The organism is Salinicola sp., assembly GCF_982684285.1.
Map to the genome: position 1 here is coordinate 1 of NZ_CEXLVS010000026.1, position 25,232 is coordinate 25,232.

Sequence of the window (25,232 nt, forward strand, 5' to 3'; positions counted from 1 at the left end):
GCAGATCCCCGAGGAGGATCGCTGGCTGGTGACGAGCGAAGGGGCCTTCTCCTATCTGGCACGGGATTTCGGGCTGCGCGAGCTCTACCTGTGGCCGATCAATGCCGACCAGCAGGGCACGCCGCAACAGGTTCGCCACGTGATCGACAGCGTTCGCGAGCATGATATTCCCGCGGTCTTCAGCGAGAGCACCGTCTCCGCCAAGCCGGCCCAACAGGTCGCCCGCGAGACAGGCGCGCTCTACGGTGGCGTGCTCTACGTCGACTCGCTGAGCGGCCCGGACGGCCCGGTCCCGACCTATATCGATCTTCTCGAGGTCACGTCCCGCACCATCGCCGACGGTCTCACCGAGGGAACCAGCCAGTGATCGAACCCGGAGCGCTCGAGCAGCCGGCCACCGCGACCGCCTCCCGACAGCGTGGGGGCGGCATCTCCGTCACTGGCGCCACCGTGACCTACCGCAATGGACACACGGCGCTTCGCGACACCAGCTTCGAGATCCCCACCGGCACGATCACCGCGCTGGTAGGCGTCAACGGTTCCGGCAAGTCGACGCTGTTCAAGGCGATCATGGGGTTCGTGCGTCTGGCCCAGGGCGACATCCGGGTGCTGGACCTGCCGGCCAAAACCGCGCTCAAGCGCAACCTGATCGCCTATGTACCGCAATCCGAGGAGGTGGACTGGAACTTCCCGGTACTGGTCGAGGACGTGGTGATGATGGGGCGCTACGGCCATATGGGCATGCTGCGCATTCCCAGGCGGGCCGATCACGAGGCGGTCGCCGCCGCGCTGGAGCGGGTCGGCATGAGCGAGTTTCGTCGGCGCCAGATCGGCGAACTCTCCGGCGGCCAGAAGAAGCGTGTCTTCCTGGCCCGCGCCCTGGCCCAGGATAGCCGGGTGATCCTGCTCGACGAGCCATTCACCGGTGTCGACGTCAAGACCGAGGAGCAGATCATCGCCCTGCTGCGCGAACTGCGCGCCGAGGGGCGGGTCATGCTGGTTTCGACCCACAATCTCGGCTCGGTGCCGGAGTTCTGCGACCGTACCGTACTGATCAAGGGCACGATACTGGCGTCCGGCCCCACCGACGAGACCTTCACCCAGCACAATCTGGAGCTGGCGTTCGGCGGCGTGCTGCGTCACTTCGTGCTCGACCAGTCCCACCCGGCCGGCGCGCCACCCCATGCCGTGGGTGTCTTCACCGACGACGAGCGGCCGCTGGTGCTGCAGAACGGCATCGCCGCGCGGCGCCACCGCGGTCCCGGAAAGGGAGGCTCCCGTTGATGGATCTCCTCCTGCCACTCGCCTATTTATCCGAGCCCTTCGGTTATGGCTACATGCGTAACGCCATGTGGGTATCGGCGCTGGTGGGCTGCGTCTGCGCCTTCCTCTCCTGCTATCTGATGCTCAAGGGCTGGTCGTTGATCGGCGATGCGCTCTCCCATTCGATCGTGCCCGGCGTCGCCGGGGCCTACATGCTGGGGCTGCCGTTCTCGCTCGGCGCCTTCTTTGCCGGCGGACTCGCCTCGGCGGCGATGCTGTTCCTCAACCAGCGCAGCAAGTTGAAAGAAGACGTCATCATCGGCCTGATCTTCACCTCGTTCTTCGGCCTAGGGCTGTTCATGGTCTCGCTGTCGCCGACGTCGGTGGATATCCAGACCATCGTGCTGGGCAACGTCCTGGCGATCACGCCCGCCGACACCCTGCAGCTGGCGGCGATCGGCGTGATATCGCTGATCGTCCTGCTGGCCAAGTGGAAGGACCTGATGGTGACGTTCTTCGACGAGAACCATGCCCGCTCGATCGGCCTCAACCCCACCGCGCTCAAGATCCTGTTCTTCACGCTACTGGCGGCATCGACCGTCGCGGCGCTGCAGACGGTGGGCGCCTTTCTGGTTATCTGCATGGTCGTCACCCCGGGCGCGACGGCCTATCTGCTGAGCGATCGCTTCCCGCGTCTGCTGGTCATCGCGGTGACGATCGGCTCGCTGACCAGCTTCCTCGGCGCCTACGCCAGCTACTTTCTCGACGGCGCCACCGGCGGCATCATCGTGGTGCTGCAGACGCTGATCTTCCTCATGGCGTTCGTGTTCGCCCCCAAGCACGGGATGCTGGCGGCGAGACGCCGGGCCGCAGCGTCGCTGGCACGGACGCCAGTGGCCGAAGCGGCGGAGTCGCGATCATGAGCTGGCTGGACACACTGCTGATGCCGTTCCAGTTCGGCTTCATGGTCAACGCCATGGTCATCGCCGTGCTGGTCACCGTGCCGATGGCCCTGCTCTCCTGCTTCCTGGTGTTAAAGGGCTGGTCGCTGATGGGGGATGCCATCTCCCATGCCGTCTTCCCGGGCGTGGTGATCGCCTATATCGTCGGCATCCCCTACGCCATCGGCGCTTTCGCCGCCGGCATGTTCTGCGCCATCGCGACCGGATTCCTCAAGGAGAACAGCCGGATCAAGCAGGACACGGTGATGGGGATCGTCTACTCCGGCATGTTCGGCGTCGGCCTGGTGCTCTACGTCAAGATCCAGTCGACGGTGCATCTCGATCACATCCTGTTCGGCGACATCCTTGGCGTAGCCTGGCGTGATATCGGCGAATCGGCGCTGATCGCTCTTGTCACCGTCGGCGTCATCGGTCTCAAGTGGAAGGACTTCCTGCTCCACGCCTTCGACCCGACCCAGGCCCGGGCGGTGGGTCTGCGAACCGGCCTTCTGCACTACGGCCTGCTCTGCCTGATCTCGCTGACCATCGTCGGCGCCCTGAAAGGGGCGGGGATCATCCTGGCCATTGCGCTGCTGATCGCCCCCGGCGCCATCGCCTTTCTGCTGACCCGGCGCTTCAGCACCATGCTGCTGCTATCCGTTGCCCTGTCGGCGCTCATCGCCTTTTTCGGCGTCTACCTCTCGTTCTTCCTCGACAGCGCCCCGGCACCGACCATCGTGCTGCTGTTCTCGATCGCGTTCGGCGTGGCCTTCGTCATCTCGGCAAGGCGTACGACGCGGCGCGAGCGTGCCCAGGACGACGCCTTCCCGGCAGCGAGGCGCTGAGCGACGGTCGTCGCCCTGGGATGTCCCGACGACGGCCGGTGTCACCGACAAATTTGGTTATGTTATAACGTATGCGTGGTAACTTTTTTCCTTATCATGTTTACGGATATTCACCTTGGACAGAAGGCGCTTCATCACCACGCTCTTGGCCACCTATTTGCTCCCCAGTACCCGGGCGCTGGCCGGCAACCCGCTGATCCCCTTCACGCTGACCGAGGACGACGAGAGCGCCAGCTTCGTCATCGAACTGGAGGGCAGCAACGAACACAACGTATTTACGCTGGATCATCCACCGCGCGTCGTCATCGACCTGCCTCAGGTCACGCGGGTGGCATCCTCCAGCGCCGCCCTTCACCAGCATGCCGGCATCGTCGAGGATGTGCGGACCGGCCAACGGGCGGGCGGCATTCGCATCGTGCTCGACCTGAAGACGCTCAAGCAACCGAAGACGCATATCCGCCAGTTGGGTGCCAATCGCTCGCAACTGATCGTCAGTATCAACGACCCCGACCCGCTGATGGCCGCGGTGACGGCCGAGGCGCAGTCCCACAACCAGCCGCGCAAGGCGATCATCGAGATCGACGCCGGCCATGGCGGCAAGGATCCCGGCTGCATCAGCGCCGACGATCATTACGAGAAATACGTCGCCTTGGGGGTCGCCGACTATCTCAAGGGGCGCCTGGACAAGGATCCCAGGTTCGAGCCATCGCTGACACGGGACAGCGATATCTTCATCCCACTGCACCAACGTGTATTGATGGCGCGGAATCACCACGCCGACCTGTTCATCTCGATACACGCCGACGCCGCACCGACCACCAAGGCCGCAGGCGCCTCCGTCTATATTCTCTCGGAACACGGAGCCAGTTCGGCCACGGCCCGGTGGCTGGCCGAGAGCCAGAACAGCTCCGACCGCTACGCCTCGACCCGGGACAGCGAGATCTATTCGGACGATCCCGACGTGCAGTCGGTGCTCATCGACCTGTCGATGCGCGGCACTGACGTCGCCAGCCAAAAACTGGCCAGGACGACGTTGAACCAACTTGGCAGCGTGACCGCGCTGCACAACGATCGCGTCAACAAGGCGGCTTTCGCCGTGCTCAAGTCGCCGGACATTCCCTCGATGCTGGTCGAGACGGGCTTCATGTCCAATCGGCAGGACTGCCGCCGGCTACTGCGCAGCGCCCACCAGCAGGAACTCGCGGAGGCACTGCATCAGAGCGTGGCCGATTTCTTCGAGGCCAACCCGATACCGGGCTGAGTGTCTGCAGTGAAGGCGAGCTTGAGCTGACGACTCGAGCCGACCCAATCGGGCCGGCTCGAAGCGTCGAGAGCCTCCGCGTGGCTCCTCCTACGGCAATACGCTGGCTAGGGAGCCGGCGCCGTCGCCACCGCCCGCGGCCGACTCAGCAGGCTCACGCCGATCAGCGTCACCGCCGCCAGCGGCATCGCCACCAGCACGCTGTTCCAGCCCATCGGCTTGCCCAGCGCGATCTCCCACACCAGCGTCATCACGCCGCCGACGATCATCGCCGACAGCGCGCCGGCCGGCGTGGCGCGAGGCCATAGCAGCGCGGCCAGGAACACCGGGGTGATCGCGGCGCCGTACATGCCGTAGGAGTACATCTGCATCGCCAGCACGCTGGGGAAGAACGCCCCCAGCACCCAGGCCAATACGCCCAGCACCACGACGGTCAGGCGATTGACCAGCAGCGCCTTGCCTGCCGGGATATTCAGTTTCAGCAATCCACCGAGAATGTCCTGGGTCAGGCTGGCCGATGCCGACAGCAGGTAGCTGTTGCCGGTGGTCAGCAGCAGCGCCACCAGAGACGCCAGCAGCAGCCCGCCGACCACCGTCGGCAGCCCCTGCTGGGCCAGGGTCATCATCGCGGTCGATGGCGTGATATCGGGATACATCACCCGCGTGGCGCAGACCAGCAGGGTGATCAGCGAGGTACATACGATCGAGGCGATGACCAGGCCCATGGCGGCTTTCTTGGCCGTGGCCGGGTCCCGCGCGGCGGCGAAGCGCTGAAACAGGTTCTGGTCGCCCAGGATCAGCAGGAACAGCGGCAGGAAATAGCCCAGCGCCTGCCCCGGGGTGAGACCGCCGAGCAGCGTCCGGTGCGTGGCCGGCAGCGCGTCCATCATGTCGCCGAGACCGCCCAGCCGGGTCAGCACCAGCGGCAAGGCGATCAGCATGCTGCCAAAGATGATGATCGCACTCAGGTAGTCGGTGTAGGCCACCGAGACCAGCCCGCCCATGGTCGCCAGACCGATCATCACCAGCGCGGCGATCACCACGCCCTGCCACACCGGCAGGCCGAACGCCAGGTTGAGCGCCTGCCCCGCTCCGGTGAACTGGTACGAGACGATGCCGACGTAGGCCAGCAGGATGATCAGTGACGCGATCGAGCGCGCCGTGGGCCCGAACCGCTCCTCGATCAGACCGGGAATCGTGGTCGCCCGCGAGCGGCGCATCTTGCGCGCCAGCAGGAAGTAGACCACCAGCGCGGCGATCGGCGTGCCGGCGAAGAAGAAGATCGCCGCGCCCGGGCCGTGCTGGAACACGAAGCTGGCGCCGCCGACGATGGAGCCCGACCCCACGAAGGTGGCCAGCAGCGTCGCGGTGAGCACCAGGGTGGAGAGCGAACGCCCCGCCACGATGAAGTCGGTATCGTCGTGGACCTTGCGTCGCGAGAAGTAGAGCCCGATGACGACCATCAGTACGATATACGCGATGACGAAGAATGCCTGCATGATCGCAGCCTCCCGTTCTTGATTGTTATACGTCGTGATTGTTATGCGTGTCGTCTTGCCGACCCGGTGCGAACGCTCGCCCCGGGCCGGCGGGACATCAGCGGTTCAGGCGATCCTTGACCGCGCGGCCGCCCTGCATGATCAGCGACAGGTGCTGGCCCTGGCCGGTCAGCAGGCTCATGTCCTCCAGCGGGTTGCCGTCGACCACGATCAGGTCCGCCCACGCCCCCGGCGCGACACAGCCGATCTCGCCCTCCATCCGCAGCAGCTTGGCCGCGGTGGAAGTGGCACTGCGAATCACCTCGTGGGGCGGCAGCACCTGGGAGCGGATCACGAACTCCTCCGACTGGTGCGGATGCATCTCGCCGAGCAGGTCGGTGCCGTAGGCCATCTCCAGCCCCGCTTCGCGCATGGTGACCAGACTTTCCAGTCCTGCCAGTCGTACGTCGTCGATCTTGGCGACGGATTCCGGCTTGAGTCCGTAGTCGGCGCCTTCGATCTTGAGCCGTTCGTAGGTCACCAGCGTGGGGCAGGCCATGGCGCCGCGCTCGGCGGCCAGGCGGGCGGTATCCGCCTCGATCAGGTTGCAGTGTTCGAGCGATCGCACCCCGGCCTCGACGGCGCGGCGAATCGCCTCGTCGGTGTAGAGGTGCGCGCTGACGTAGGTCTGGGCGTTGCTCGCCTCCTCGACGATGGTCTTCAATTCATCGACGGAGAAACTTAGAAACTCGATCGGATCGCTGGGTGAGGAGACGCCGCCGTTGGCCATCACCTTGATGAACTGGGCACCGGCCTTGATCTCCTGACGCACCGCGCGGCGCACCGATTCGACGCCGTCGCAGATCCGCCCCATCGAACCCAGGCGCCGGGTCTGGTACTGGTCGTCGCGCTCGTCATAGAAGCCGCGGTAGTCGTTGTGACCGCCGGTCTGGGAGAGCGCCTTGCCGCAGATCACCAGCCGCGGGCCGACGAAGAGCCCTTCCGCCACCGCCTGCTGGATGCCGCGGTCGGCACCGCCGACGTCGCGCACCGTGGTGAAGCCGCGCATCAGCATGCCTTTCATGATCGGCGTTGCGCGGGCGGCGACCAGCGCGTCCGGCAGCAGCGCGTTGGCGCCGAGATCGGCGGTGGTGGCGATGACGTGGACATGGCAGTCGATCAGGCCGGGCATCAGCGTGCGCCCCTCGAGATCGATCACGCGGGCGTCCTGGGGCGCCTCGATCGGCGCATCGGAGACCTGGGCGATGCGGTCGCCCTCGACCAGGACATGCACGCCGGTCCGCGGCTGCGGGGAGGAGCCGTCGACCAGGCTGGCGTTTCGGAACAGGACAGCTTGCGAGGAGAGTGCGGAGGAGCGTTCGGTCATGGCTTGGGCTCTTGTGGGTGACTCGAATACGGCTTGAGCCTACCCAGCGCCTCGAGCCCGTGAAAAGCGCTAAAAACGCATGGCAGCATGCGGTCAGCGCATCGATCCCCCGATCACTCCCCCTGCGGCGATATTTCCAGCAGCCAGCGCTTGAAACAGCGCGTGGCGACGTTCTCCCGGCGCTCGTCCGGGGTGATGAGATAGTAGCCGCCGCCGTGGCTCGCCCAGTGGTTTGACGCCACCACCAGGCGCCCACGTTCGATCTGGCTGTCGATGACGTGGCGCCAGCCCAGCACGATGCCCTGCTCGAACACCGCCATCTCGACCAGCGTCGGGTAGTGATTGAAGATCACGGCCTGGGTCGCCGGCGAGATCGTCACATCGTGATATCGAAACCAGTCGCGCCATGAAATCCACAGGCTCTGGGCATCCTCCAGGGTCAACAGCGTCTCCTGCAGAAGATGCTCGGGCTCGAGCTTCTGATGCTCGCCGAGACCGTAACGCTCGCGGCACGCCGCGAGGTAGGCGGGTGCGCAGACCGGAAAGACTTTCTCGGGAATCGCATAGGTGGTCTCGAATCCCGGCAGCGCCGCCTGCTTCAGGTAGTAGAGCCCGATGTCGAATTCGAACGACGACAGCGAGGTCACGCCGTCGCGTACGATCAGGCGCAGCTTGAAGTTGGGGTACTGGCGCCGGAAATCGCCCAGCCGGGGCGCCATCCAGAACTGGGCCACCCCGGCGGTACAGGCCACCGTCAACTCGTTCTCGCCGGTGCTCTTCATCACCTCGGCGGTGGCGTTGACGCAGTCGTCCAGGATCGAGCGCACCTGCAGCGCGTAGGTTTCGCCCGCCCGGGTCAGCGTCAGCTGGCGCTGCTCGCGGATGAAGAGCTTGCGGCCAAGAAACTGCTCGAGATGGACGATCTGACGACTCACCGCGCTCTGGGACAGGTTCAGCTCGACGGCGGCACGGGTAAAGCTCATGTGTCTCACCGCCGCTTCGAAAGCGATCAGAGCGTTGAGCGGCGGCAGCGGCGACATGCGCATGAGAAGCTCCAGGGAGGCGGCGGAGAGGGCCAGGATACGTCATCGCGCCGGCGGGAACGCTAGTCGCGATCGCGGATGAAGTCGATGAAGGCGCGCAGCGGGCCGGGTACCAGCCGGCGATCGGCGTAGTAGAGATAGGGGCCGGAAAACCGTGGCCACCAGGGTTCGAGTACCGGCATCAACGCACCGCTTTCCAGGTCGGGCCGGAGCCACTGCTCGAACAGCATGATCAGGCCGACGCCCTGCCGCGCGGCATCGACGCCGAGATCGACCCCGCCACCGATACTGACCTCCAATGGCCCATGGGGCTCGATACGGATCAGCTCTTCGCCTTTTTCGAACTCCCAGACCGCCAGGTTGCCATTGGTGAAACGGCCGTAAATGCAGGCGTGGTCGAGCAGATCCCGGGGATGTTCGGGGGTGCCGCAGCGGGCCAGATAGTCGGCCGACGCGACCAGCGCGAAACGCTGCTCGCGCGGGCCGATGGGCACGGCGATCATGTCCTGCTCGAGGCGCTCATCGTAGCGAATGCCGGCGTCGTATCCCGCCGCGAGAATATTGGTCACCGCGCTGTCGGCGGTGATCTCCACGCGGATCTCCGGGTAGGCCTTGAGGAAGTCGGGCAGGATCGAGGGCAGCACCAGTCTCGATGCGCTGACCGGCACGTTGAGCCGCAGCGTACCTGCCGGGCGATCCTTGAAGCCGTTGACCGCATCCAGCGCGCTTTCCACCTCCGCCAGCGCGGGCGACAAGCGCGCCACCAGCGCCTCGCCGGCTCGCGTCAGCGTCACCGCCCGGGTGGTGCGATGGAACAGTCGAATGCCGAGTGCGGTCTCCGCACGCCGCACCGCATCGCTCAAGCGCGAGGCGCTGGTACCGCTCAGTCTCGCGGCTTCCCGAAACCCCTTGGCTCTGGCCACCGCCAGCACGACCTGAAGATCACCGAGATCGGCGCTCATTGTGCACTTTCCCGTACGCCCTGTATGGATTGAACGGAATAGTCGCACAGCATCGGCAGGCCTACCATGCAGGACTCACAAGAGCGTCCACCATTCGTTATTCGATACAGGAGTGAACCATGTCTCTCATCGACAAGGCCGGTACATATGCCCTCGGCGATCGTCGGGTCAAGCGCCTGGGCTACGGCGCCATGCAGCTCGCCGGCCCCGGCGTGTTCGGTCCGCCCAGGGATCCGGCACGGGCGTTGCAGGTGCTAGAGGAGGTCATCGCCGCCGGTATCGATCATATCGACACCTCGGATTTCTACGGCCCCCACGTCACCAACCAACTGATCCGACAGGCACTGCATCCTTATCCCGACGATCTCTGCATCGTCACCAAGGTCAGCGCCCGACGCGATGAAACCGGCGCCTGGCTGCCCGCGCTCTCCCCAGCCGAGCTGACCCAGGCGGTGGAGGACAACCTGCGCAACCTGGGCCTGGAACAGATGGAGGTCGTCAACCTGCGCAGCATGCTGGACGTCCACGGCCCGGCGGAAGGCTCGCTGGAGGCGCCGCTGACGACCCTGGCCGAGCTCCGCGAGCGCGGCCTGATCAAGCACATCGGGCTGAGCAACGTCACCGCCACCCAGGTCGCCGACGGACAGAAGATCGCCCCCATCGTCTGCGTGCAGAACCAGTACAACCTGGCCAATCGCGCCGACGATGCGTTGATCGACCGGCTCGCCGCGGACGGGATTCCCTACGTGCCGTTCTTCCCGCTAGGCGGCTTCACGCCCCTGCAGTCGGAAACACTGTCCGAGGTGGCGCAGACCCTCGACGCCACCCCGATGCAGGTGGCGCTGGCGTGGCTGCTCAAGCGCTCGCCCAATATCCTGCTGATCCCCGGCACCTCGTCGCCCGAGCATCTGCAGCAGAATATCCAGGCGGCCGCGCTGGAGATACCTGATGCTCAAATGGCATTGCTCGATCGTATCGGCAGCGAGTAACGCGGCCGACATCGGGGCATCCGGCGCAGCGTGACGGTCTAGGGCAACGTCGCCAGGCGCTGCCAGAATTCCTCGGCAGCGGCAGGCAGCGCCGCCCTGGCCCGGGCGATGTGAATCTCGACCGGTATGTCCCAGGCCGGTCCGAGCGCCCGGACCAGTTGACGACCGCGCCACTCCGACTCCGCCAGGATGAGCGGGAGCCAGGCCATCCCCTTGTTCTCCAACGCCATCGACATCAACACTGCCGCCAGGTGGCTCGAGAACAGCGGCGCGCGCGAGGCGAACTCGGCATCGCTGCGCAGGCGGTGGGAAACGATGCGCCCCAGCCCGGAAGCGTCGGTGTAGGCCAGATACGGAACGGCGGGATCGTCCATCGGCAGGAATTCGGGATTGAAGCCCGCCGCTGCGTCCTTGCCCTCGCCGAGTTTTCTGCCCAATTCCGCACCGATCATCGGTACCAGCGTGTCCTGCGCGATCCTTCGACTCTCGAATCGGCCCGGATCGAGTCGCGTGGGCACCTCCGGGTGACGGTGGCTGAGCAGAAAATGCACCCGCCCCTGCATCAGCCTCTGCTCGCATTCCGCCATGCTCTCGGTGTGCAGCTGCAGCGCCTCGAGCGGCGCGCCCTTCTCGGTCTGACGAATCCAGCGCGGGAAGAACGTGAACGACAGCGAGTGTGTCGCCGCAAACTGCAGGGTTCGCGCGGTCTTGCCCGCCACCTCCCGAACCTCTTCGCGCAACCGATGCAGGCGGGTGGCGGACTCCAGCGCACCGCGATGCATCGCCCGCCCGGCTTCGGTCAGCGATGTCCCCTGGGGCGTTCGCGTGAACAGCGTGACGTCCATCCACGCCTCCAGCGCGCGTATTCTTCGGCTGAAGGCCGGCTGGGTGATATGGCGCGCCTCGGCGGCGCGCACGAAGCTGCCGTGCTCCGCCAAGGCGATGAAGTCCTCGAGCCAGACCAGTTCCATGGGTGGAGTCCTGTGAGAGGGTTACCAATGGCAATGCCGTTTCGGCATGTCAAACCCCGTTAATAGCATTGGCTGGCGAGTCGACGCCACCGTTATCGTGGCCTCTCCTTCCTCCACGAGTGTTCAGCCATGCGTATCGTCGATATCCGCGAACAGACCGCATCGATCGCCTCTCCTATCGCCAATGCCTACATCGATTTCTCCAAGATGACCTGTTCGGTGGTCGCGGTGGTCACCGACGTGATCCGCGACGGCAAGCCGGTGATCGGTTACGGCTTCAACTCCAACGGTCGCTACGGCCAGGGCGCGCTGATGCGCGACCGCTTTCTGGCCCGGGTGCTGGAAGCCGACCCCGAGACGCTGATCGATCACGAACACGACAACCTGGACCCGTTCGCCATCTGGAAGACGTTGATGACCAACGAGAAGCCCGGTGGCCATGGCGAGCGCTCGGTGGCGGTCGGCACCATCGACATGGCGGTCTGGGACGCCGTGGCCAAGATCGAGGGCAAGCCGCTCTATCGGCTGCTGGCGGAGCGCTACCGCGATGGTCAGGCCGACGACAAGGTCTGGGTCTATGCCGCCGGCGGTTACTACTATCCCGGCAAGGACCACTCGAAGCTGCAGGAGGAGATGCGCGGCTATCTCGATCGCGGCTACAGCGTGGTCAAGATGAAGATCGGCGCCGCACCGCTGGATGAGGACCTGCGCCGGATCGACGCGGTGCTGGAGATCGTCGGCGACGGCAGTCGACTGGCGGTCGATGCCAACGGCCGCTTCGACCAGGCGACGGCCATCGCCTACGCCGAGGCACTCAAGCCCTACAATCTGTTCTGGTACGAAGAGGCCGGCGATCCGCTCGACTACGCGCTGCAGGCGGAGCTCGCGAACCACTACGAGTTGCCGATGGCGACCGGCGAGAACCTGTTCTCGCATCAGGATGCCCGCAACCTGCTGCGCTACGCCGGCATGCGCCCGGATCGCGACTACCTGCAGTTCGACTGCGCGCTCTCCTACGGTCTGGTGGAGTATCTGCGCACGCTCGATGTCATGGCCGGGATGGGCTGGTCCAGCCGTCGCGTGGTACCCCACGGTGGCCACCAGATGTCGCTCAATATCGCCGCCGGCCTGCACCTGGGCGGCAACGAATCCTACCCGGACGTGTTCCAGCCCTTCGGCGGCTTTGCCGACGGCATCCGGGTGGAAGATGGCTACGTCGCTCTGCCCGACGTCCCGGGCGTCGGGTTCGAAGCGAAGTCGGCGCTCTACCAGGTCATGCGCGAACTCGGCGGCGAGTGAAGGTTGTGCGCATCGACGTCAAAAGATATGTTATATAATAACATTAATGATATCGATGAGCACTCATGAACCTCACCGTACCGCCGCTACCGGATGTCGCCGCTGGGCGCGAACCGGAACCCTCCCAGGGCGCGTCATACCGCGCCCTGCAACATGTCGGCATGCAGGGCATCGCCATCCGGCTGCAATGGGAGGATGGCACTCGGCTGCCGGCCACCGCCGACGTCGTTGTCGATCTCGCCGCCGGCCAGCGCGGCATCCATATGTCGCGCCTCTACCGCCTGCTCGACCGCCTCGACGAAGCGCCGTTGACGCCGGACCGGCTGGACGCCCTGGGGCATGCCCTGCTGGATAGCCAGCACGACACCAGCCAGCGCCTCTATCTGGCGCTGCGCCTCGATCTGCCGCTACGGCGCCGTGCCCTGCTCAGTGACGCCAGCGGCTGGCGCCACTACCCGCTCACGCTGGCCCTCGAGGGCAGCCATCAAGGCCTGACCCGGACCCTGGCCCTCGAGCTCGACTACGCCTCCACCTGCCCCTGCTCGACGGCACTGGCCAGGCATGCCATGGCCCGCGACTGGCGCCACTGGGCCGAGGAGCAGAACACCGCGAACCTCGACGCAGACGCGGTGGCTGACTGGATCGAACGCAGCGGCAGCTTCCCCACGCCCCACAGCCAGCGCAGCCGGGCCGCGATCGCGCTGCGCCTGGCCGAGGCGGCCCCCTTCGCGACGGCGACGCGCATCGACGCCCTCGAGCAGACCCTGCAAACGCCGGTGCAGACGCTGGTCAAGCGCATCGACGAGCAGGCCTTCGCCGAGCGCAATGGCGCCAACCTGATGTTCTGCGAGGATGCCGCGCGACGGCTGGCCGAGCAGTGCGAGGGGCAATCCGACGTGCTCGGCTATCGCGTCGACGTCACCCACGCCGAGAGCCTGCACGCCCACGATGCGGTGGCCCGGGCCGAGCGCGATTTCGAGCCCCGCTGACACGACGGGAGTGACGCCAGCGCATCGCGCGTGCCGGCGCACCACTCCGGGTTCGGCGTCCATTCGTCGAACCTAGCCGATGGTCGGACGGTCGTCGGGCCTTCCCCCTCATACAGTGTCACCAAGCCCCGGCGAGATGGGCCGGGACAGGCACTGCAGCGGGAGGGATCCATGAGTCGCTATCAGGACGAGTACCGCACCTCGATCGAGGATCCGGAAACCTTCTGGATGCGTCAGTCGCGACGCCTTCCCTGGTTCGCGCCACCGTCCCGGGCGCTCGCCTACGACGCGAGCGGACACACCCGCTGGTTCGGCGATGGCGAGCTCAATCTGTGTCACGCCGCCCTCGACCACCACGTCGAGCAGGGGCACGGCGAGCGCACCGCGATCTACTGGGACTCTCCGCTCAGCGGCCAGCAGCGGCGCTACAGCTATCGTGAGCTGCGCGACACCACCGCCCGCTGCGCCGGCGCGCTACGCGGGCTGGGCGTCACCCCGGGCGATCGCGTGGTGATCTACATGCCGATGGTGCCGGAAGCGCTGATCGCGATGCTGGCCTGCGCGCGTCTCGGCGCCATCCACTCGGTGGTGTTCGGCGGTTTCGCGCCGCGAGAGCTGGCCGCGCGGATCGAGGATGCCAAGCCCAGGGTGGTGATCGCCGCCTCCTGCGGGCTCGAACCCGACCGGGTGATACCCTATCAGCCGATCGTGCGCGAGGCGCTGTCGCGCAGCGCCCACGCGGTGGCCCACTGCGTCTACCTGCAGCGCGACGCCTGCCGCGCCGAGATCGGCCCCGACGAAGCGGCGTGGGAGACGCTGATGGCGGCGGCCGAGCCCGCCGACTGCGTACCGGTGAAGGCCACCGACCCGCTCTACATCCTCTACACCTCCGGCACCACCGGCAAACCCAAGGGCGTGGTGCGCGATACCGGCGGCTACGCGGTGGCGCTGCACTACTCGATGGAAGCGATCTACGACATCGCCCCGGGAGACGTCTTCTTCTCCGCCTCCGACGTGGGCTGGGTGGTCGGCCACTCCTACATCGTCTACGGCCCGCTGCTGCGCGGCGCCACCAGCGTCGTCTACGAGGGCAAGCCGGTGCGTACCCCCGACGCCGGCGCCTTCTGGCGGGTGATCGAGGCGTATCGGGTGAAGAGCTTCTTCACCGCCCCGACGGCCTTTCGCGCGATCAAGAAGGAGGATCCCGATGCCCGCCAGATGGAGGGCTACGATCTCTCCTGCCTGCGCTCGCTGTTCCTGGCCGGGGAGCGCCTCGACCCGCCCACCTATCACTGGCTCAAGGCGCATCTCGACGTTCCCATCGTCGATCACTGGTGGCAGACCGAGACCGGCTGGGCGATCGCCGCCGATCCGCTGGGCCTCGACCCCGTGCCGACCCGCGCCGGCTCCGCCACCTTTCCGGTGCCGGGCTACGATGTGCGCATCCTCGACCGCCACGGCGAGGAGGTGGGCGCCCTGACCGAGGGCAGCGTGGTGATCAAGCAGCCGCTGCCTCCGGGCTGCCTCGCCGGCATCTGGGGCGACCCCGAGCGCCTGCACTCGGCCTACCTGGCAACCTATCCGGGTTACTACCTCACCGGTGACGGTGGCTATTTCGACGAGGACGGCTACCTGTTCGTGATGGGCCGTACCGACGACGTGATCAACGTCGCCGGCCACCGGCTCTCCACCGGCGAGATGGAAGAGGTGCTCGGCTCGCATCCGGCGGTGGCCGAATGCGCGGTGATCGGGACGCAGGACGCGCTGAAGGGGCAACTGCCGCTGGGCCTGGTGATTCCCAAGGATGGCTTCGATGGCGACGACGCGAAGCTGGAGCGGGAGCTCGTCGCCCTGGTCAGGGAACGGATCGGCCCGGTGGCGAGCTTCAAGCAGGTCCGGGTCGTGGATCGGCTGCCCAAGACCCGCTCCGGCAAGATCCTGCGCCGCGCGCTGCGCCAGCTCGCCGACGGGGAGACCTTCGACGTGCCCGCCACCATCGACGACCCGACCAGCCTGGAGGACGTTCGCCAGGCCATCGCCACTCTGCATGGGGCCGAATCCGCGGAGCGGGATGATTGACGCCACACGCCGTTCAGGACGATTCCGACTGGGGCCCGAACAGGGCATTGAGCGGCAGGTGGGATTTCGAGAAAGGTGACTTGATGACCACGTAGTTGAAATACTTCTCGATCCCCACCTCCTGTTCGACCAGCCCTTCGATGAGCGCCTGGTATTCCGCGATGCCACGGGTCACGAACTTGAGCAGATAGTCGAACCCGCCCGAGATCAGATGGCACTCGATGCAGTCGTCGATCTTCGCGACCGCCTGCTGGAACCGATCGAAGTCGATCTGGCGGTGGTGGGAGAGCGTCACCTCGGTGAACACCGTCAATATCTCGTCGAATTTCGCCAGGTCGATCAGTGCCGAATAACCGGTGATGTAGCCCGCGGCCTGCAGCTTCTTCACCCGCATCAGGCAGGGACTGGGCGACAGGTGGACCAGTTCGGCCAGCTCGACGTTGGGGATGCGGCCATTTTTCTGCAACTCGGTCAGGATCCTGAGATCGGTACGATCCAGCTTCATTCTTGTCTCCCCCAAAGTCGGATACCTCGCGGCGGGGCCTTGGTGACATGCGATGTATCAACATATCTTCGCAACGATGCCCGAAAAGACCGGGCAAAAGATTCGCGCCCGTAACTTGCCCCCCAGGGCACGATATTGAAAACTGCAGAACGATGGAAACCCCACCCGCCAGGCGGCATAGGCGTGCCACCGGCGCCGAGGCGACGCCAACGGGAAGCAGCCCTGGACTCATGACGTCATCCAAACTCGATCGCATCGATGTCTCCATCCTGACCGAGCTGCAGCGCGACGGACGCATCACCAATGCCCAGCTCGCGGATCGCGTGGGGCTGTCGCCCTCCCCCTGTCTCTCCCGGGTCAAGCGGCTGCAGCAGGCCGGCTACATCGAGAGCTACAATGCCCGCCTGAATCTTGCCCGGCTCGGCTCGTCGATGACGCTGTTCGTGGAGATTACGCTGAGCAACCACCGCCGCGACAGCTTTCAGCGCTTCGAGGCGGTCATGGCGGCGACTCCGGAGGTGATGGAGTGCCACCTGGTCTCCGGCGGCTACGACTATCTGCTGCGCATGCTCGTGCCGCGCCTCTCCGAGTTCCAGAGGCTCATGGAGAGCTGGCTGGAGCAGGACGTGGGGATCGCACGCTACTTCAGCTACGTGGTGATGAAGACCCCGCTGAACCGGGCCGAGGTCCCGCTACGCCAGCTGATCGGGGACGATGCCCACGACGATGCCTGATCGCGACGCCGGCCTCAACCGAGCGTATGCGCGGCCAGGCCGAAGGTCCGGACCGGCCCGTCACCGCCTCTCTGCTTGCCCAGGCGCATCTGGGTGACGGTGTCGAAGGCGTCGAGTCCCGCGGCGTCGAGGAAAGCGAAGAACGTCGGACTGTCGCAGAAGGTGTCGATGCGCAGGAACTGCCCGACATGGCGCCGGAGGAGCGGCGCGATCAGCGCCGTCGCCATCGCCTCGTCCTCCGCCACCACCGGTCCGATCACGCGTCCCCGGCCGAAGTCGCGAATCAGCGCGAACCCCGCGGGCGCGCCGTCGCGTACGGCCACCGTGCCCTCGCTGACGGCGAAGAGTGCGTCCAGCACCGCGCGGCGCTCGGCCCCCAAGGCCATCTGGTCGAGCGCCCGCAACGCCGCCTGGTCCGACGCCTGAAGCGTGCGCACCGGGCACGCCGAAACCACCTCGGGCAGCGGCCCCTCGCGCACGATGCCCTGACGCTGATGGATCGTCGCCACCGGCACGAAGCCGGCGCTCTCATACAGGCGGTAGGCCGCCCGCGTCGCGTTCAAGCGCAGATCGCGACCGCCGCAATCCGCCAGGATCCGGTCCAGCAGCCAGCGCCCCGCCCCCAGCGTCTGGAGCCGCGGGGCGGTCATCATCATGCCGATCATGGCGAAATCCTCGCCCATCTCGAAATACATGCCGGACGCCAGCACGCGCTCGATCTCGTCCAGCGCGAGATACCCCCGCCCCAGCGACATCAGCAGCGTCACATCTCGCGCCCGGTGAGGCCAGGAAACGCCGACGCAGAGCTGATGGAGGTGATGGAGATCACCGCTCTCCAGCGGCCGGGCCGCGGCCACGAATGCATCCACTCTCTGCGTCGTGGAAATATCGGTAGGGTTCATGCCTCCTCCTGGAATGCCCGGTCCACGGGAGCGACGCCCGGGACGCCTTCGGGTCCGATGCTGGCGGCAGGTCGTCGCCATCGCTCACACCGGAACAGTCTAGCGGCGACCCTTCCCGGCCACCGCACGTTTTCGCCAACTCTCGCCGATTTGGCGCCGGCGGCGCCCCGCCACAGCGGAATCTGCGCTGAAGCCCGTCAATTCGGCAGATATCGCCGCCCAGTACGGCACAACGACATTCGCTGCCCCGCCGTTGTCGTAGCCTGAAGCCTTCCCTTCGAAGGAGAGGTTCATGGCACTGCTCTACAAGGCCGACCCGGTGAGAGGAGAGCGCTGGCGGGCGCTCTTCGCACGACACGCCCCCGACATCGAGTTCCGCCAGTGGCCGGATGTCGGCGATCCTGCCGAGGTGCGCTACCTGCTGGCCTGGGAGCCACCCAGCGATCTCGCCACCCGCCTGCCCGCCCTCGAGGTCGTGTTCGCCACCTCCGCTGGCGTCGATCAGTTCGATCTCTCGCAGCTGCCCGCCGGCGTGCCGCTGGTGCGCATGCTGGACCCGGCGCTGGAGACCGGCATGGTCGAGTACGCCAGCTTCGCCACGCTGTGGCTGCATCGTCGCCTGTACGACTACGTACGCCAGCAGCGCGAGTGCCAATGGCAGGCCCATCCCCTGGTCGCCGCCGAGCAGCGCCGTGTCGGCATCCTCGGCCTGGGCCAGCTGGGACAGGCCATCGCCACGCGCCTGAGCGGCTACGGCTTCCCGGTCAGCGGCTGGTCGCGCAGCCCGCGCCAGTTGCCGGGGATCACCTGTCACGCCGGTCCCGACGGGCTGAAGCGCTTTCTGGCCTCCAGTGACATCCTGATCTGCGTCCTGCCACTGACCGATGCCACCCGCGGCATCCTCGATCGCGATCTGTTCGCACTGTTGCCCGCGGGCGCAGCGCTGGTCAACATCGGCCGCGGCGAGCACCTGGTCGACGACGACCTGCTCGAGGCGCTGGCGTCGGGGCAGCTGTCGGCGGCGGTGATGGATGTGCTGAGCCAGGAGCCGCCGGCGCCGGACCACCCCTTCTGGCAGCACGAACGCATCCTGCTGACACCCCACGTGGCCGCCATGACGCAGCCGGAGAGCGCGTTCCCGGTGCTGCTTGACAACCTGCGCCGCCACCAGCGTGGCGAGCCGATGGTCGGCCGGATCGACCGCCAGCGCGGCTACTGAATCGCCGCTCCCGCCCCGGCGAGGTTCAGGCCGGGGCCTCCGCCAGCGCGAGCGGGCGGTTCTCCAGCCAGCCGGGGCGCAACTCCGGCACCGAGCCGATCAGCTTGCGCGTGTAGTCGTGGCGCGGTGCCTCGAGTACCGCTTCGCAGCTCCCGAACTCCACGCACTCGCCATGGTAGAGCACCATGACGTCGTCGCAGAGCGCGCGCACCGTCGAGATATCGTGGCTGATGAACAGGTAGGCGACGCCCAGCTCCTGACGCAGCTCCGCCAGCAGCTCGAGAATCGCCGCACCGACCACGGTATCCAGCGCCGAGGTCACCTCGTCGCAGAGAATCAGATCCGGCTTGGCCGCCAGGCAGCGCGCGAGGTTGACGCGCTGCTTCTGGCCCCCGGAGAGCTCGCCGGGCTTGCGATCCAGCAGGCCGGTGGGCAGCTTGACCAGCGCCATGAGCTCGTCGATCCGGCGCCGCCGCTCGGCACGGTCCAGGTGGAAATAGGTCTCCAGCGGCCGGCCGAGCAGCCGCCGTACCGAATGGGCCGGGTTGAGCGCGTTGTCGGCGCTCTGGAAGGCCATCTGGATGCGCCGGAACTGATCCGGCGTGCGGCCGCGCAGCGTCGGCGACAGCGGGGTGCCATCGACCTGTACGCTGCCATGGCAGGGGGCGATCAGCCCGGCGACCGCTCGGGCCAGGGTCGACTTGCCGGAGCCCGATTCACCGATGACCCCGATGGAGCGGCCCGCGTGCAGCGTGAGATCGATCCCGCGCAGCACCATCGCCGACGGCTCGCCGTCACGGTTCGGCTTGCCGTAGCCGACATCGAGCCGCTCGACCTCCAGCAGCGGCTGCCCCGCGGCGGCCGGCATCGAGTCGGCCAGGCGCGGCGGCCGGGTCGCCGCCAGCAGGCTGCGGGTGTAGGCGTGCCGGGGCCGCTCGAGAATCTCTTCGATCCGGCCCTGCTCCTGCTCGCAGCCTCCGTTGAGTACCAGTACCTGGTCGGCCATCTGGGCGACCACGGCCAGATCGTGGGAGACGTAGATCGCCGTGGTGCCGCGCTCGCGCATGACCCGCTTGAACGCGAGCAGCACCTCGACCTGGGTGGTCACGTCCAGCGCCGTGGTCGGCTCGTCCAGGATCACCAGCGCCGGATCGGTGAGCAGGGCCATCGCCGCCATCACGCGCTGCAGCTGCCCGCCCGAGACCTGGTGAGGGTAGCGCTCGCCGATGTGCTCGGGGTCGGGCAGCGCCAGATCCCGGAACAGGCCGATGGCCTTGCCCCGGGCGGTGCGGCGATCCATCACCTTGTGCAGCAGCGCCGCCTCGATCACCTGATCCATCAGCGAACGCGAGGGGTTGAACGCCGCCGCCGCGCTCTGGGCGATGTAGGCGACGCGGTGTCCGCGCAGGGCTCGCGTCGCCACCGGTGAGAGCGACAGCACCTCGGTCTCGCCCAGGCGCACGCTGCCCCCGGCGATACGACACCCGCGCCTGGCGTACCCCAGCATGGCCAGGGCGATGGTGGTCTTGCCCGACCCGGACTCCCCGATCAGCGCCAGCACCTCGCCCGGCTCGAGGGAGAAGCCGATCCGGCTGACGATGCTGCGTTCTTCCCCGCCGTCGGGGGTCGCGACGATCTCGAGGTCGCGAACGATGAGCGATTCGCCTTGCATGGGTCACTCCTTCTGCGTCGCGCGGCTGGTGGAGAGGCTATCGATCAGCAGATTGGCGCCGATGGTCAGCGTGCCGATGGCCAGGGCCGGCGCGATGACCGCGATCGCGCCCTGGCTCAAGCCGCCGATGTTCTCGCGCACCAGCGACCCGAGGTCCGCCGCCGGCGGCTGCACGCCCAGCCCGAGAAAGCTCATGCCGCTGAGCAGCAGCACGATGAACACGAAGCGCATCCCCATGTCGGTCAATACCGACTGGATCATGTTGGGGAAGATCTCGCGGGCGGCGATGTAGAGTCGCCCCTCGCCCCGGGTGTGGGCGACCTGCACGTACTCCATCGTGGCCAGATTGGTGGCCAGGCTGTGGGCGATCCGGAAGGCCCCGGGGGCATAGCTGAGCACGGTGGCCGTGATCAGCAGCGGGATAGAGGCGCCGAAGGCCGACACCATCACCAGCGCCATCATCTTGCTGGGGATCGAAATCAGGGTGTCGAAGACCCGCCGAACGGACTCCTCCAGCCACTTCGGCAACAGCACCGAGAGCATGCCGAAACCGGCGCCGATCAGGCTGGAGAGACAGGCGGCGACCAGGGCGAGGCCCACGGTATAGCGAGCGCCGGTCAGGATCCGGCTGAGCATGTCGCGGCCCATGTAGTCGGTGCCCAGCGGGTAGGCGGCGCTGATCCCGCCGAACATCTGGTCGGAGACGAACGCCCCCATCGGATGGGGTGCCAGCAGCGGCCCGAACAGCGCCACCAGAATCCAGAAGCCGAACACGCCGAGCCCGATCCAGCGCGTCAGCTGGAGCCGGCGGCGATTGCGACGCCGAGGGGCGCCGACGGGGAGATGGCTGCCGTGGCGCAACCGCTGGGGGGTATTGGCCTTGGGGTGCGGCATCGTCTTGAGCGAGTTCATCGGTTGCGCAGCCTCGGGTTGGAGAGAATCGCGCAGATGTCGGCCAGCATGACCAGCACCAGATAGGTGCCGCAGAACAGCATGGCGCAGGCCTGCACCAGCGAGAGGTCGCGGTTGGATACCGCGTCCACCATCAGGCTGGCGATCCCCGGGTAGTTGAAGATGGTCTCGACGATGATGACGCCGCCGAGCAGATAGGAGAGGCTCAGCGCGACGGCATTGGCGATCGGTCCGACCGCATTGGGCAGGGCGTGGCGCATGACCCGGCGGATCGGCGGCACGCCCTTGAGCTGCGCCATCTCGACGTAGGGGCTATCGAGCTGATCGATCAGCGCCGCCCGGGTCATGCGAGCCATCTGCGCGATGAGCACGCAGCAGAGCGTCAGCACCGGCATGGCGTAGATCTTCATGGCGTCGCCCAGCGACTCGATCGTGGAGACGTAGGAGAGTGCGGGCAGCCAGTTGAGCTTGACCGCGAAAATCAGCACCGCCAGCGTGGCCACCAGGAACTCCGGCACCGCGACCATCGACAGGGTCACCAGATTGAGCAGGCGGTCGATCAGGCCGCCGCGGCGCATCGCCGCCACCACGCCCATGGTGATGGCGATGGGCACCGAGACGAGGGTGGTGATGCCGGCGAGGATGAGGGAGTTGGGCAGGCGATCGTTGATCAGTTGGGCGACCGCCATGCCGTTGCTCGCCGACTGACCGAGGTCGCCGGTGACGAAACCGGACAGCCAGTGCCAGTAACGCACGATGGCCGGCTGATTGAGCCCCAGTTGCGCTCTCAGCGCAGCGACCTGCTCGGGCGTGGCGAACTGACCCAGAATCTGCTGGGCCGTATCGCCGGGCAGCAGCGAGGTGATGGCGAAGATCACCAGCGATACCAGAAACAGGGTCAGCAGACTGGCGCCCAGTCGTCCAGCCACGAGACCAAATAGGGTGTTGCGCATGGGTCATCTCCGACTCGAGTGCCCCGGTCACGCCTCACCCGCCCCAGGGCGAGGTCGGCGCCGACCGGCGCTTGCGTTGACGTGCGAGTCCCGGCTCAGCCCTTCCACCAGACGTATTCGGCGAACAGGTAGCCCATGAAGGATCCCAGTGGCACGGTCCGGTCCATGCCGCCGATCCGGGAGTCGTAGCCCTCGAGATCGCTGAGAAAGACAGGAATCCCGATGCCGCCCTCGTCGTGGATCAAGGTCTGCATGTCGGCGTACATCTGCTTGCGCTTGGCCTCGTCGGGCTCGCCCCGCGCCGCGACGACCAGTTGATCGAAGTGCGCGTTCTTCCATCCCGACTCGTTCCACGCGGCGCTCGACAGGAAGAACTGGGAGAGCAGGATGTTGGCGGTCGGTCGCGGGTTGATGTTGCCGAAGCCCAGGGGATGCTTCATCCAGTGGTTCGACCAGTAGCCGTCCGCTGGCACCCGGTTGATGTTGAGCTTGAGACCGGCCGCCGCCGCCGACTGCTGGAGCAGCACCGCCATGTCCTCGGAGTAGTTGGCGGCGGGCGAGGCGACGAGCGGGACGGTGGCGCCGGCGACACCGGCCTGCTTGAGCAGGGAGGCGGCGCGTTCGGGGTCGTATTCCCGCTGGGGCAGGCCGTCGAAGTAGTAAGGCGTGCCCGGTGCGATGGGCTGGTCGTTGGCGATCTCGCCGTAGCCGCGCAGCGCCACGCGCTTGATCTGCTCGCGGTCGAAGAGACACTTCATAGCCTCGCGGAACGCCGGCCGACTCGTCGGCTGCTGGTCGAAGCGCATGACCAGGTCGGTGTAGTTGCCGGAGTTGGTCGCCTTGAGTAAGCCGTTGTCGCTCTGCTTGATCCGCTCGGCGAAGTTGCCGCTGAGATTGTTGATCATCTGCACGTCGCCGGAGAGCAACGCGTTGACCCGGGAGGATTCGTCGCTGATGCCGACCATCTCGATGGCGTCCAGATACGGATACCCCTCGCGCCAGTAGTTCTCGTTGCGCACACCGACAGAGCGGACCCCGGGCGAGAACTCCTGACAGCGGAACGCGCCGGTGCCGTTGCCTTTCGAGAAGTCCTGGGTGCCATCGGCGACGATGACCAGATGCGAGACGGCGAGAATCGAGGGCAGTTCGATATTGGGCGACGAGAGGTTGAATTCGACCCGGCGCTGATCGAGTGCCCGTATGCTCTCGATCTGCTCGACCATCGACAGCACCTTGGAGCCGACCGCGGGCTCCTTGTGGCGCATGATCGAGTAGATCACGTCCTGGGGCGTGAGCGCCTTGCCATCGTGGAACGTCACCCCCTGGCGCAGGACGAAGATCCAGTGGCTGCCGTTGTCGGTGGTCTCGAAGCTCTCGGCCAGGCACGGCTGCGGGCGCAGGTCCGGGTCGAACTGGGTCAGGCCGTTGTAGAACATGTAGGCACGACAGTAGTCGATCGCCGTCGAGCCCAGCGCCGGATCGAGCGAATCCTTGGTCGAGGAGGAGTGGGCGGCGACGCGGATACGCCCGCCGCGTTGCGGCGACGCCTCGCCCTCCGCCGCGAAGGCCGGCGACAAGCCGGGCACCCCGCCCACGCCCATGGCCAGCACGCCGGCCGCGCCGAGCAATTTCATGGCATCGCGCCGGGACAGCCCGCGCTGCATGGCCCGATAGATCTGAAGACTCTCCTGGGGAGAGGTCAGCTGGTCGCTCTTGTTGTCGCGACGGTTGTCGTGACTGTTGTTGTCGTGACGCGTCATTAGCCTTCTCCTAGATCGACTGGAATTGTTATGGAACTCGGATTTAGCGCTTACTGAATGACGGCTTCTCCCTGGCCATGGGTACGGATCGATGCCTTCGGTCGAGCTTCCCGCTCGAGCGATATGGGAACGGTGGCGAGATCGACGCTCAGAGGGTGTTTACAAAATGCCTGCGCTCGGCAATACGGCGTTGAAATCGATCTCAAACTACTCATTTACACCCTGTAAACTCCGCTTTCTCGCCCGATTTCGCCTTGTCTTGCCTTCGCTCGTCGAGTTTGTAAACATCCTCTCAGAGCCCGACCAGTGCCGGCAGGCCACGGATATCGGCAATCTCGGTGGCGCCGTAGCCGGCGCAGTAGGGCTCGTGCCCCCGCGCCACGAACGCCTTGTTCTCGATCCCCATCAGCGAGGCCGAGATCAGGTCGTAGCGAAAGCTCGAAGAGACGTGCAGCAGCTCCTCGGGGCGGCAGCCCAGGGTGTCGATCATGGCTTCGAAGGCGGCCAGACGGGGCTTGTAGACCTTGAAGGTGTCGGCGGTGAACACCTCGTGAAACGGCACTTCCAACTTCTCGACGTTGGACATGATCTGAGTGTCATCGGCATTGGAGTAGATCACCAGCGGAATCCTGCCGGCGATCTTCGACAGCCCCTCGATCACGTCGGGATGCGGCCCCCAGGTGGGCACCGCCTCGTAGTAGCGCATGCCTTCGTTGTCGCGATATTCGACGCCCCAGCGCCGGCACGTCCGCTCGAGGGCGGTACAGAGGATCTCGGCGTAGGGCTTCCACGGCCCCAGCACCTCGTCGAAGCGATAGGCGCCGAAGTCCTTCACGAAGCCATCCATGCGCCCGGCCTCGGGAATCCGGCCGGCAAATATCTCGCGGGTCAGACTCCCCATCTGGAAGTTGGTCAAGGTGCCGTAGCAGTCGAAGGTGATGTACTTGGGGCGCATGATGTCGCTCATGGGGCTTCGTCCTGTCGTTGTGGCGTTGCTGTGGCAGTGCTGTGGCGTTGTCGTGACATGCCGGGGCCATGGGCCACCGGCGATCTGGACGGCTCGGGATG

23 protein-coding genes are annotated in these 25,232 nt (G+C 66.4%); 11 read left to right on the forward strand and 12 right to left on the reverse strand.

Annotated features, from left to right (window positions below; translation table 11 throughout):
- The 5 genes from AC3AYF_RS03960 to AC3AYF_RS03980 form a co-directional block, all read left to right on the forward strand.
- The coding region (locus AC3AYF_RS03960) for a metal ABC transporter solute-binding protein, Zn/Mn family (protein WP_487779420.1) at positions 1-367 on the forward strand (367 nt) is incomplete at its 5' end.
- Positions 364-1,284: a manganese/iron ABC transporter ATP-binding protein gene (locus AC3AYF_RS03965; RefSeq protein WP_295036110.1), complete on the forward strand. Its 921-nt coding sequence runs from the start codon at positions 364-366 to the stop codon at positions 1,282-1,284. The genes AC3AYF_RS03960 and AC3AYF_RS03965, both read left to right, overlap by 4 nt.
- Positions 1,284-2,186, forward strand: a complete 903-nt coding sequence (gene sitC, locus AC3AYF_RS03970) for an iron/manganese ABC transporter permease subunit SitC (RefSeq protein WP_149435561.1) — start codon at positions 1,284-1,286, stop codon at positions 2,184-2,186. Before AC3AYF_RS03965 ends, sitC begins: the two co-directional genes overlap by 1 nt.
- Complete coding sequence (locus AC3AYF_RS03975; protein ID WP_149435387.1) at positions 2,183-3,049, forward strand: metal ABC transporter permease; 867 nt, start codon at positions 2,183-2,185, stop codon at positions 3,047-3,049. The genes sitC and AC3AYF_RS03975 overlap by 4 nt, the downstream gene beginning before the upstream one ends.
- Positions 3,050-3,164: 115 nt before the next feature.
- Positions 3,165-4,310, forward strand: a complete 1,146-nt coding sequence (locus AC3AYF_RS03980; RefSeq protein ID WP_295036109.1) for an N-acetylmuramoyl-L-alanine amidase — start codon at positions 3,165-3,167, stop codon at positions 4,308-4,310.
- 107 nt (positions 4,311-4,417) lie between these two features.
- Here AC3AYF_RS03980 and AC3AYF_RS03985 read toward each other — a convergent pair whose 3' ends face one another.
- From AC3AYF_RS03985 to AC3AYF_RS04000, 4 genes are all read right to left on the reverse strand, one after another.
- Positions 4,418-5,809, reverse strand: coding sequence for a sodium:solute symporter family protein (locus AC3AYF_RS03985; RefSeq protein ID WP_295036108.1), 1,392 nt, complete (start codon positions 5,807-5,809; stop codon positions 4,418-4,420).
- A 97-nt stretch (positions 5,810-5,906) separates the two neighbouring features.
- Positions 5,907-7,175 (reverse strand): metal-dependent hydrolase family protein, encoded by a 1,269-nt coding sequence (locus AC3AYF_RS03990; protein WP_295036107.1) that lies wholly within the window; start codon positions 7,173-7,175, stop codon positions 5,907-5,909.
- Positions 7,176-7,288: 113 nt separating this feature from the next.
- Positions 7,289-8,221, reverse strand: coding sequence for a LysR substrate-binding domain-containing protein (locus AC3AYF_RS03995; RefSeq protein WP_149435390.1), 933 nt, complete (start codon positions 8,219-8,221; stop codon positions 7,289-7,291).
- 59 nt (positions 8,222-8,280) lie between these two features.
- Positions 8,281-9,180: a LysR family transcriptional regulator gene (locus tag AC3AYF_RS04000; protein WP_295036106.1), complete on the reverse strand. Its 900-nt coding sequence runs from the start codon at positions 9,178-9,180 to the stop codon at positions 8,281-8,283.
- A 119-nt stretch (positions 9,181-9,299) separates the two neighbouring features.
- Between AC3AYF_RS04000 and AC3AYF_RS04005 the strand changes: the two genes are divergently transcribed.
- A complete protein-coding gene (locus AC3AYF_RS04005) occupies positions 9,300-10,169 on the forward strand; it encodes an aldo/keto reductase family oxidoreductase (protein WP_149435392.1) in 870 nt (289 codons plus the stop codon).
- A gap of 38 nt (positions 10,170-10,207) precedes the next feature.
- On the opposite strand, the gene AC3AYF_RS04010 is transcribed toward AC3AYF_RS04005, so the two are convergent.
- Positions 10,208-11,140, reverse strand: coding sequence for a LysR family transcriptional regulator (locus AC3AYF_RS04010; protein ID WP_295036105.1), 933 nt, complete (start codon positions 11,138-11,140; stop codon positions 10,208-10,210).
- A 129-nt stretch (positions 11,141-11,269) separates the two neighbouring features.
- On the opposite strand from AC3AYF_RS04010, the gene AC3AYF_RS04015 reads away from it, so the two are divergent.
- The 3 genes from AC3AYF_RS04015 to AC3AYF_RS04025 all read left to right on the forward strand — a co-directional run bounded on the left by AC3AYF_RS04015 (position 11,270) and on the right by AC3AYF_RS04025 (position 15,507).
- Positions 11,270-12,439 carry a mandelate racemase/muconate lactonizing enzyme family protein gene (locus AC3AYF_RS04015; protein ID WP_295036104.1) on the forward strand — a complete coding sequence of 390 codons (1,170 nt, stop codon included), beginning with the start codon at positions 11,270-11,272 and terminating at the stop codon, positions 12,437-12,439.
- Positions 12,440-12,504: 65 nt separating this feature from the next.
- Positions 12,505-13,428, forward strand: coding sequence for a GTP cyclohydrolase FolE2 (folE2, locus tag AC3AYF_RS04020; protein WP_295036103.1), 924 nt, complete (start codon positions 12,505-12,507; stop codon positions 13,426-13,428).
- Between the two features lie 171 nt (positions 13,429-13,599).
- Positions 13,600-15,507, forward strand: a complete 1,908-nt coding sequence (locus AC3AYF_RS04025) for a propionyl-CoA synthetase (protein WP_295036102.1) — start codon at positions 13,600-13,602, stop codon at positions 15,505-15,507.
- 13 nt (positions 15,508-15,520) lie between these two features.
- Here the strand turns inward: AC3AYF_RS04025 and AC3AYF_RS04030 are convergent, their stop codons facing one another.
- Positions 15,521-16,012 (reverse strand): Lrp/AsnC family transcriptional regulator, encoded by a 492-nt coding sequence (locus tag AC3AYF_RS04030; protein ID WP_295036101.1) that lies wholly within the window; start codon positions 16,010-16,012, stop codon positions 15,521-15,523.
- A gap of 230 nt (positions 16,013-16,242) precedes the next feature.
- On the opposite strand from AC3AYF_RS04030, the gene AC3AYF_RS04035 reads away from it, so the two are divergent.
- Positions 16,243-16,746 carry an Lrp/AsnC family transcriptional regulator gene (locus AC3AYF_RS04035; RefSeq protein WP_295036100.1) on the forward strand — a complete coding sequence of 168 codons (504 nt, stop codon included), beginning with the start codon at positions 16,243-16,245 and terminating at the stop codon, positions 16,744-16,746.
- Positions 16,747-16,760: 14 nt separating this feature from the next.
- Here the strand turns inward: AC3AYF_RS04035 and AC3AYF_RS04040 are convergent, their stop codons facing one another.
- Positions 16,761-17,648 (reverse strand): GNAT family N-acetyltransferase, encoded by an 888-nt coding sequence (locus tag AC3AYF_RS04040; RefSeq protein WP_487779421.1) that lies wholly within the window; start codon positions 17,646-17,648, stop codon positions 16,761-16,763.
- A gap of 292 nt (positions 17,649-17,940) precedes the next feature.
- Between AC3AYF_RS04040 and AC3AYF_RS04045 the strand changes: the two genes are divergently transcribed.
- Positions 17,941-18,867: a 2-hydroxyacid dehydrogenase gene (locus tag AC3AYF_RS04045; RefSeq protein ID WP_295036098.1), complete on the forward strand. Its 927-nt coding sequence runs from the start codon at positions 17,941-17,943 to the stop codon at positions 18,865-18,867.
- A 25-nt stretch (positions 18,868-18,892) separates the two neighbouring features.
- Here the strand turns inward: AC3AYF_RS04045 and AC3AYF_RS04050 are convergent, their stop codons facing one another.
- From AC3AYF_RS04050 to AC3AYF_RS04070, 5 genes are all read right to left on the reverse strand, one after another.
- Positions 18,893-20,539: an ABC transporter ATP-binding protein gene (locus AC3AYF_RS04050; protein ID WP_295036097.1), complete on the reverse strand. Its 1,647-nt coding sequence runs from the start codon at positions 20,537-20,539 to the stop codon at positions 18,893-18,895.
- Between the two features lie 3 nt (positions 20,540-20,542).
- On the reverse strand, positions 20,543-21,451 hold the full coding sequence (locus tag AC3AYF_RS04055; protein ID WP_295036096.1) for an ABC transporter permease: 909 nt from the start codon (positions 21,449-21,451) through the stop codon (positions 20,543-20,545).
- The gene (locus AC3AYF_RS04060) at positions 21,448-22,404 is read right to left on the reverse strand and encodes an ABC transporter permease (RefSeq protein ID WP_295036095.1); all 957 of its coding nucleotides are present in this window, start codon (positions 22,402-22,404) and stop codon (positions 21,448-21,450) included. The genes AC3AYF_RS04055 and AC3AYF_RS04060 overlap by 4 nt, the downstream gene beginning before the upstream one ends.
- A 95-nt stretch (positions 22,405-22,499) precedes the next feature.
- Entirely contained in the window at positions 22,500-24,164 is a 1,665-nt protein-coding gene (locus tag AC3AYF_RS04065; RefSeq protein WP_295036094.1) for an ABC transporter substrate-binding protein, read from the reverse strand.
- A 292-nt stretch (positions 24,165-24,456) separates the two neighbouring features.
- Complete coding sequence (locus tag AC3AYF_RS04070; protein ID WP_295036093.1) at positions 24,457-25,131, reverse strand: haloacid dehalogenase type II; 675 nt, start codon at positions 25,129-25,131, stop codon at positions 24,457-24,459.
- Positions 25,132-25,232 lie beyond the last annotated feature (101 nt).

Bases quoted from the DNA above. Each gene is read 5' to 3' on its own strand.
- AC3AYF_RS03990 (WP_295036107.1), bottom strand. From the start codon at position 7,175: ATGACCGAACGCTCCTCCGCACTCTCCTCGCAAGCTGTCCTGTTCCGA.
- AC3AYF_RS03975 (WP_149435387.1), top strand. From the start codon at position 2,183: ATGAGCTGGCTGGACACACTGCTGATGCCGTTCCAGTTCGGCTTCATG.
- AC3AYF_RS04000 (WP_295036106.1), bottom strand. From the start codon at position 9,180: ATGAGCGCCGATCTCGGTGATCTTCAGGTCGTGCTGGCGGTGGCCAGA.
- AC3AYF_RS04065 (WP_295036094.1), bottom strand. From the start codon at position 24,164: ATGACGCGTCACGACAACAACAGTCACGACAACCGTCGCGACAACAAG.
- AC3AYF_RS04045 (WP_295036098.1), top strand. From the start codon at position 17,941: ATGGCACTGCTCTACAAGGCCGACCCGGTGAGAGGAGAGCGCTGGCGG.
- AC3AYF_RS04040 (WP_487779421.1), bottom strand. From the start codon at position 17,648: ATGAACCCTACCGATATTTCCACGACGCAGAGAGTGGATGCATTCGTG.
- AC3AYF_RS04055 (WP_295036096.1), bottom strand. From the start codon at position 21,451: ATGAACTCGCTCAAGACGATGCCGCACCCCAAGGCCAATACCCCCCAG.
- AC3AYF_RS04010 (WP_295036105.1), bottom strand. From the start codon at position 11,140: ATGGAACTGGTCTGGCTCGAGGACTTCATCGCCTTGGCGGAGCACGGC.
- AC3AYF_RS04035 (WP_295036100.1), top strand. From the start codon at position 16,243: ATGACGTCATCCAAACTCGATCGCATCGATGTCTCCATCCTGACCGAG.
- AC3AYF_RS04015 (WP_295036104.1), top strand. From the start codon at position 11,270: ATGCGTATCGTCGATATCCGCGAACAGACCGCATCGATCGCCTCTCCT.
- AC3AYF_RS04060 (WP_295036095.1), bottom strand. From the start codon at position 22,404: ATGCGCAACACCCTATTTGGTCTCGTGGCTGGACGACTGGGCGCCAGT.
- sitC (WP_149435561.1), top strand. From the start codon at position 1,284: ATGGATCTCCTCCTGCCACTCGCCTATTTATCCGAGCCCTTCGGTTAT.
- AC3AYF_RS04050 (WP_295036097.1), bottom strand. From the start codon at position 20,539: ATGCAAGGCGAATCGCTCATCGTTCGCGACCTCGAGATCGTCGCGACC.
- AC3AYF_RS03985 (WP_295036108.1), bottom strand. From the start codon at position 5,809: ATGCAGGCATTCTTCGTCATCGCGTATATCGTACTGATGGTCGTCATC.
- AC3AYF_RS03995 (WP_149435390.1), bottom strand. From the start codon at position 8,221: ATGCGCATGTCGCCGCTGCCGCCGCTCAACGCTCTGATCGCTTTCGAA.
- AC3AYF_RS04070 (WP_295036093.1), bottom strand. From the start codon at position 25,131: ATGAGCGACATCATGCGCCCCAAGTACATCACCTTCGACTGCTACGGC.
- AC3AYF_RS04005 (WP_149435392.1), top strand. From the start codon at position 9,300: ATGTCTCTCATCGACAAGGCCGGTACATATGCCCTCGGCGATCGTCGG.
- AC3AYF_RS04025 (WP_295036102.1), top strand. From the start codon at position 13,600: ATGAGTCGCTATCAGGACGAGTACCGCACCTCGATCGAGGATCCGGAA.
- folE2 (WP_295036103.1), top strand. From the start codon at position 12,505: ATGAACCTCACCGTACCGCCGCTACCGGATGTCGCCGCTGGGCGCGAA.
- AC3AYF_RS04030 (WP_295036101.1), bottom strand. From the start codon at position 16,012: ATGAAGCTGGATCGTACCGATCTCAGGATCCTGACCGAGTTGCAGAAA.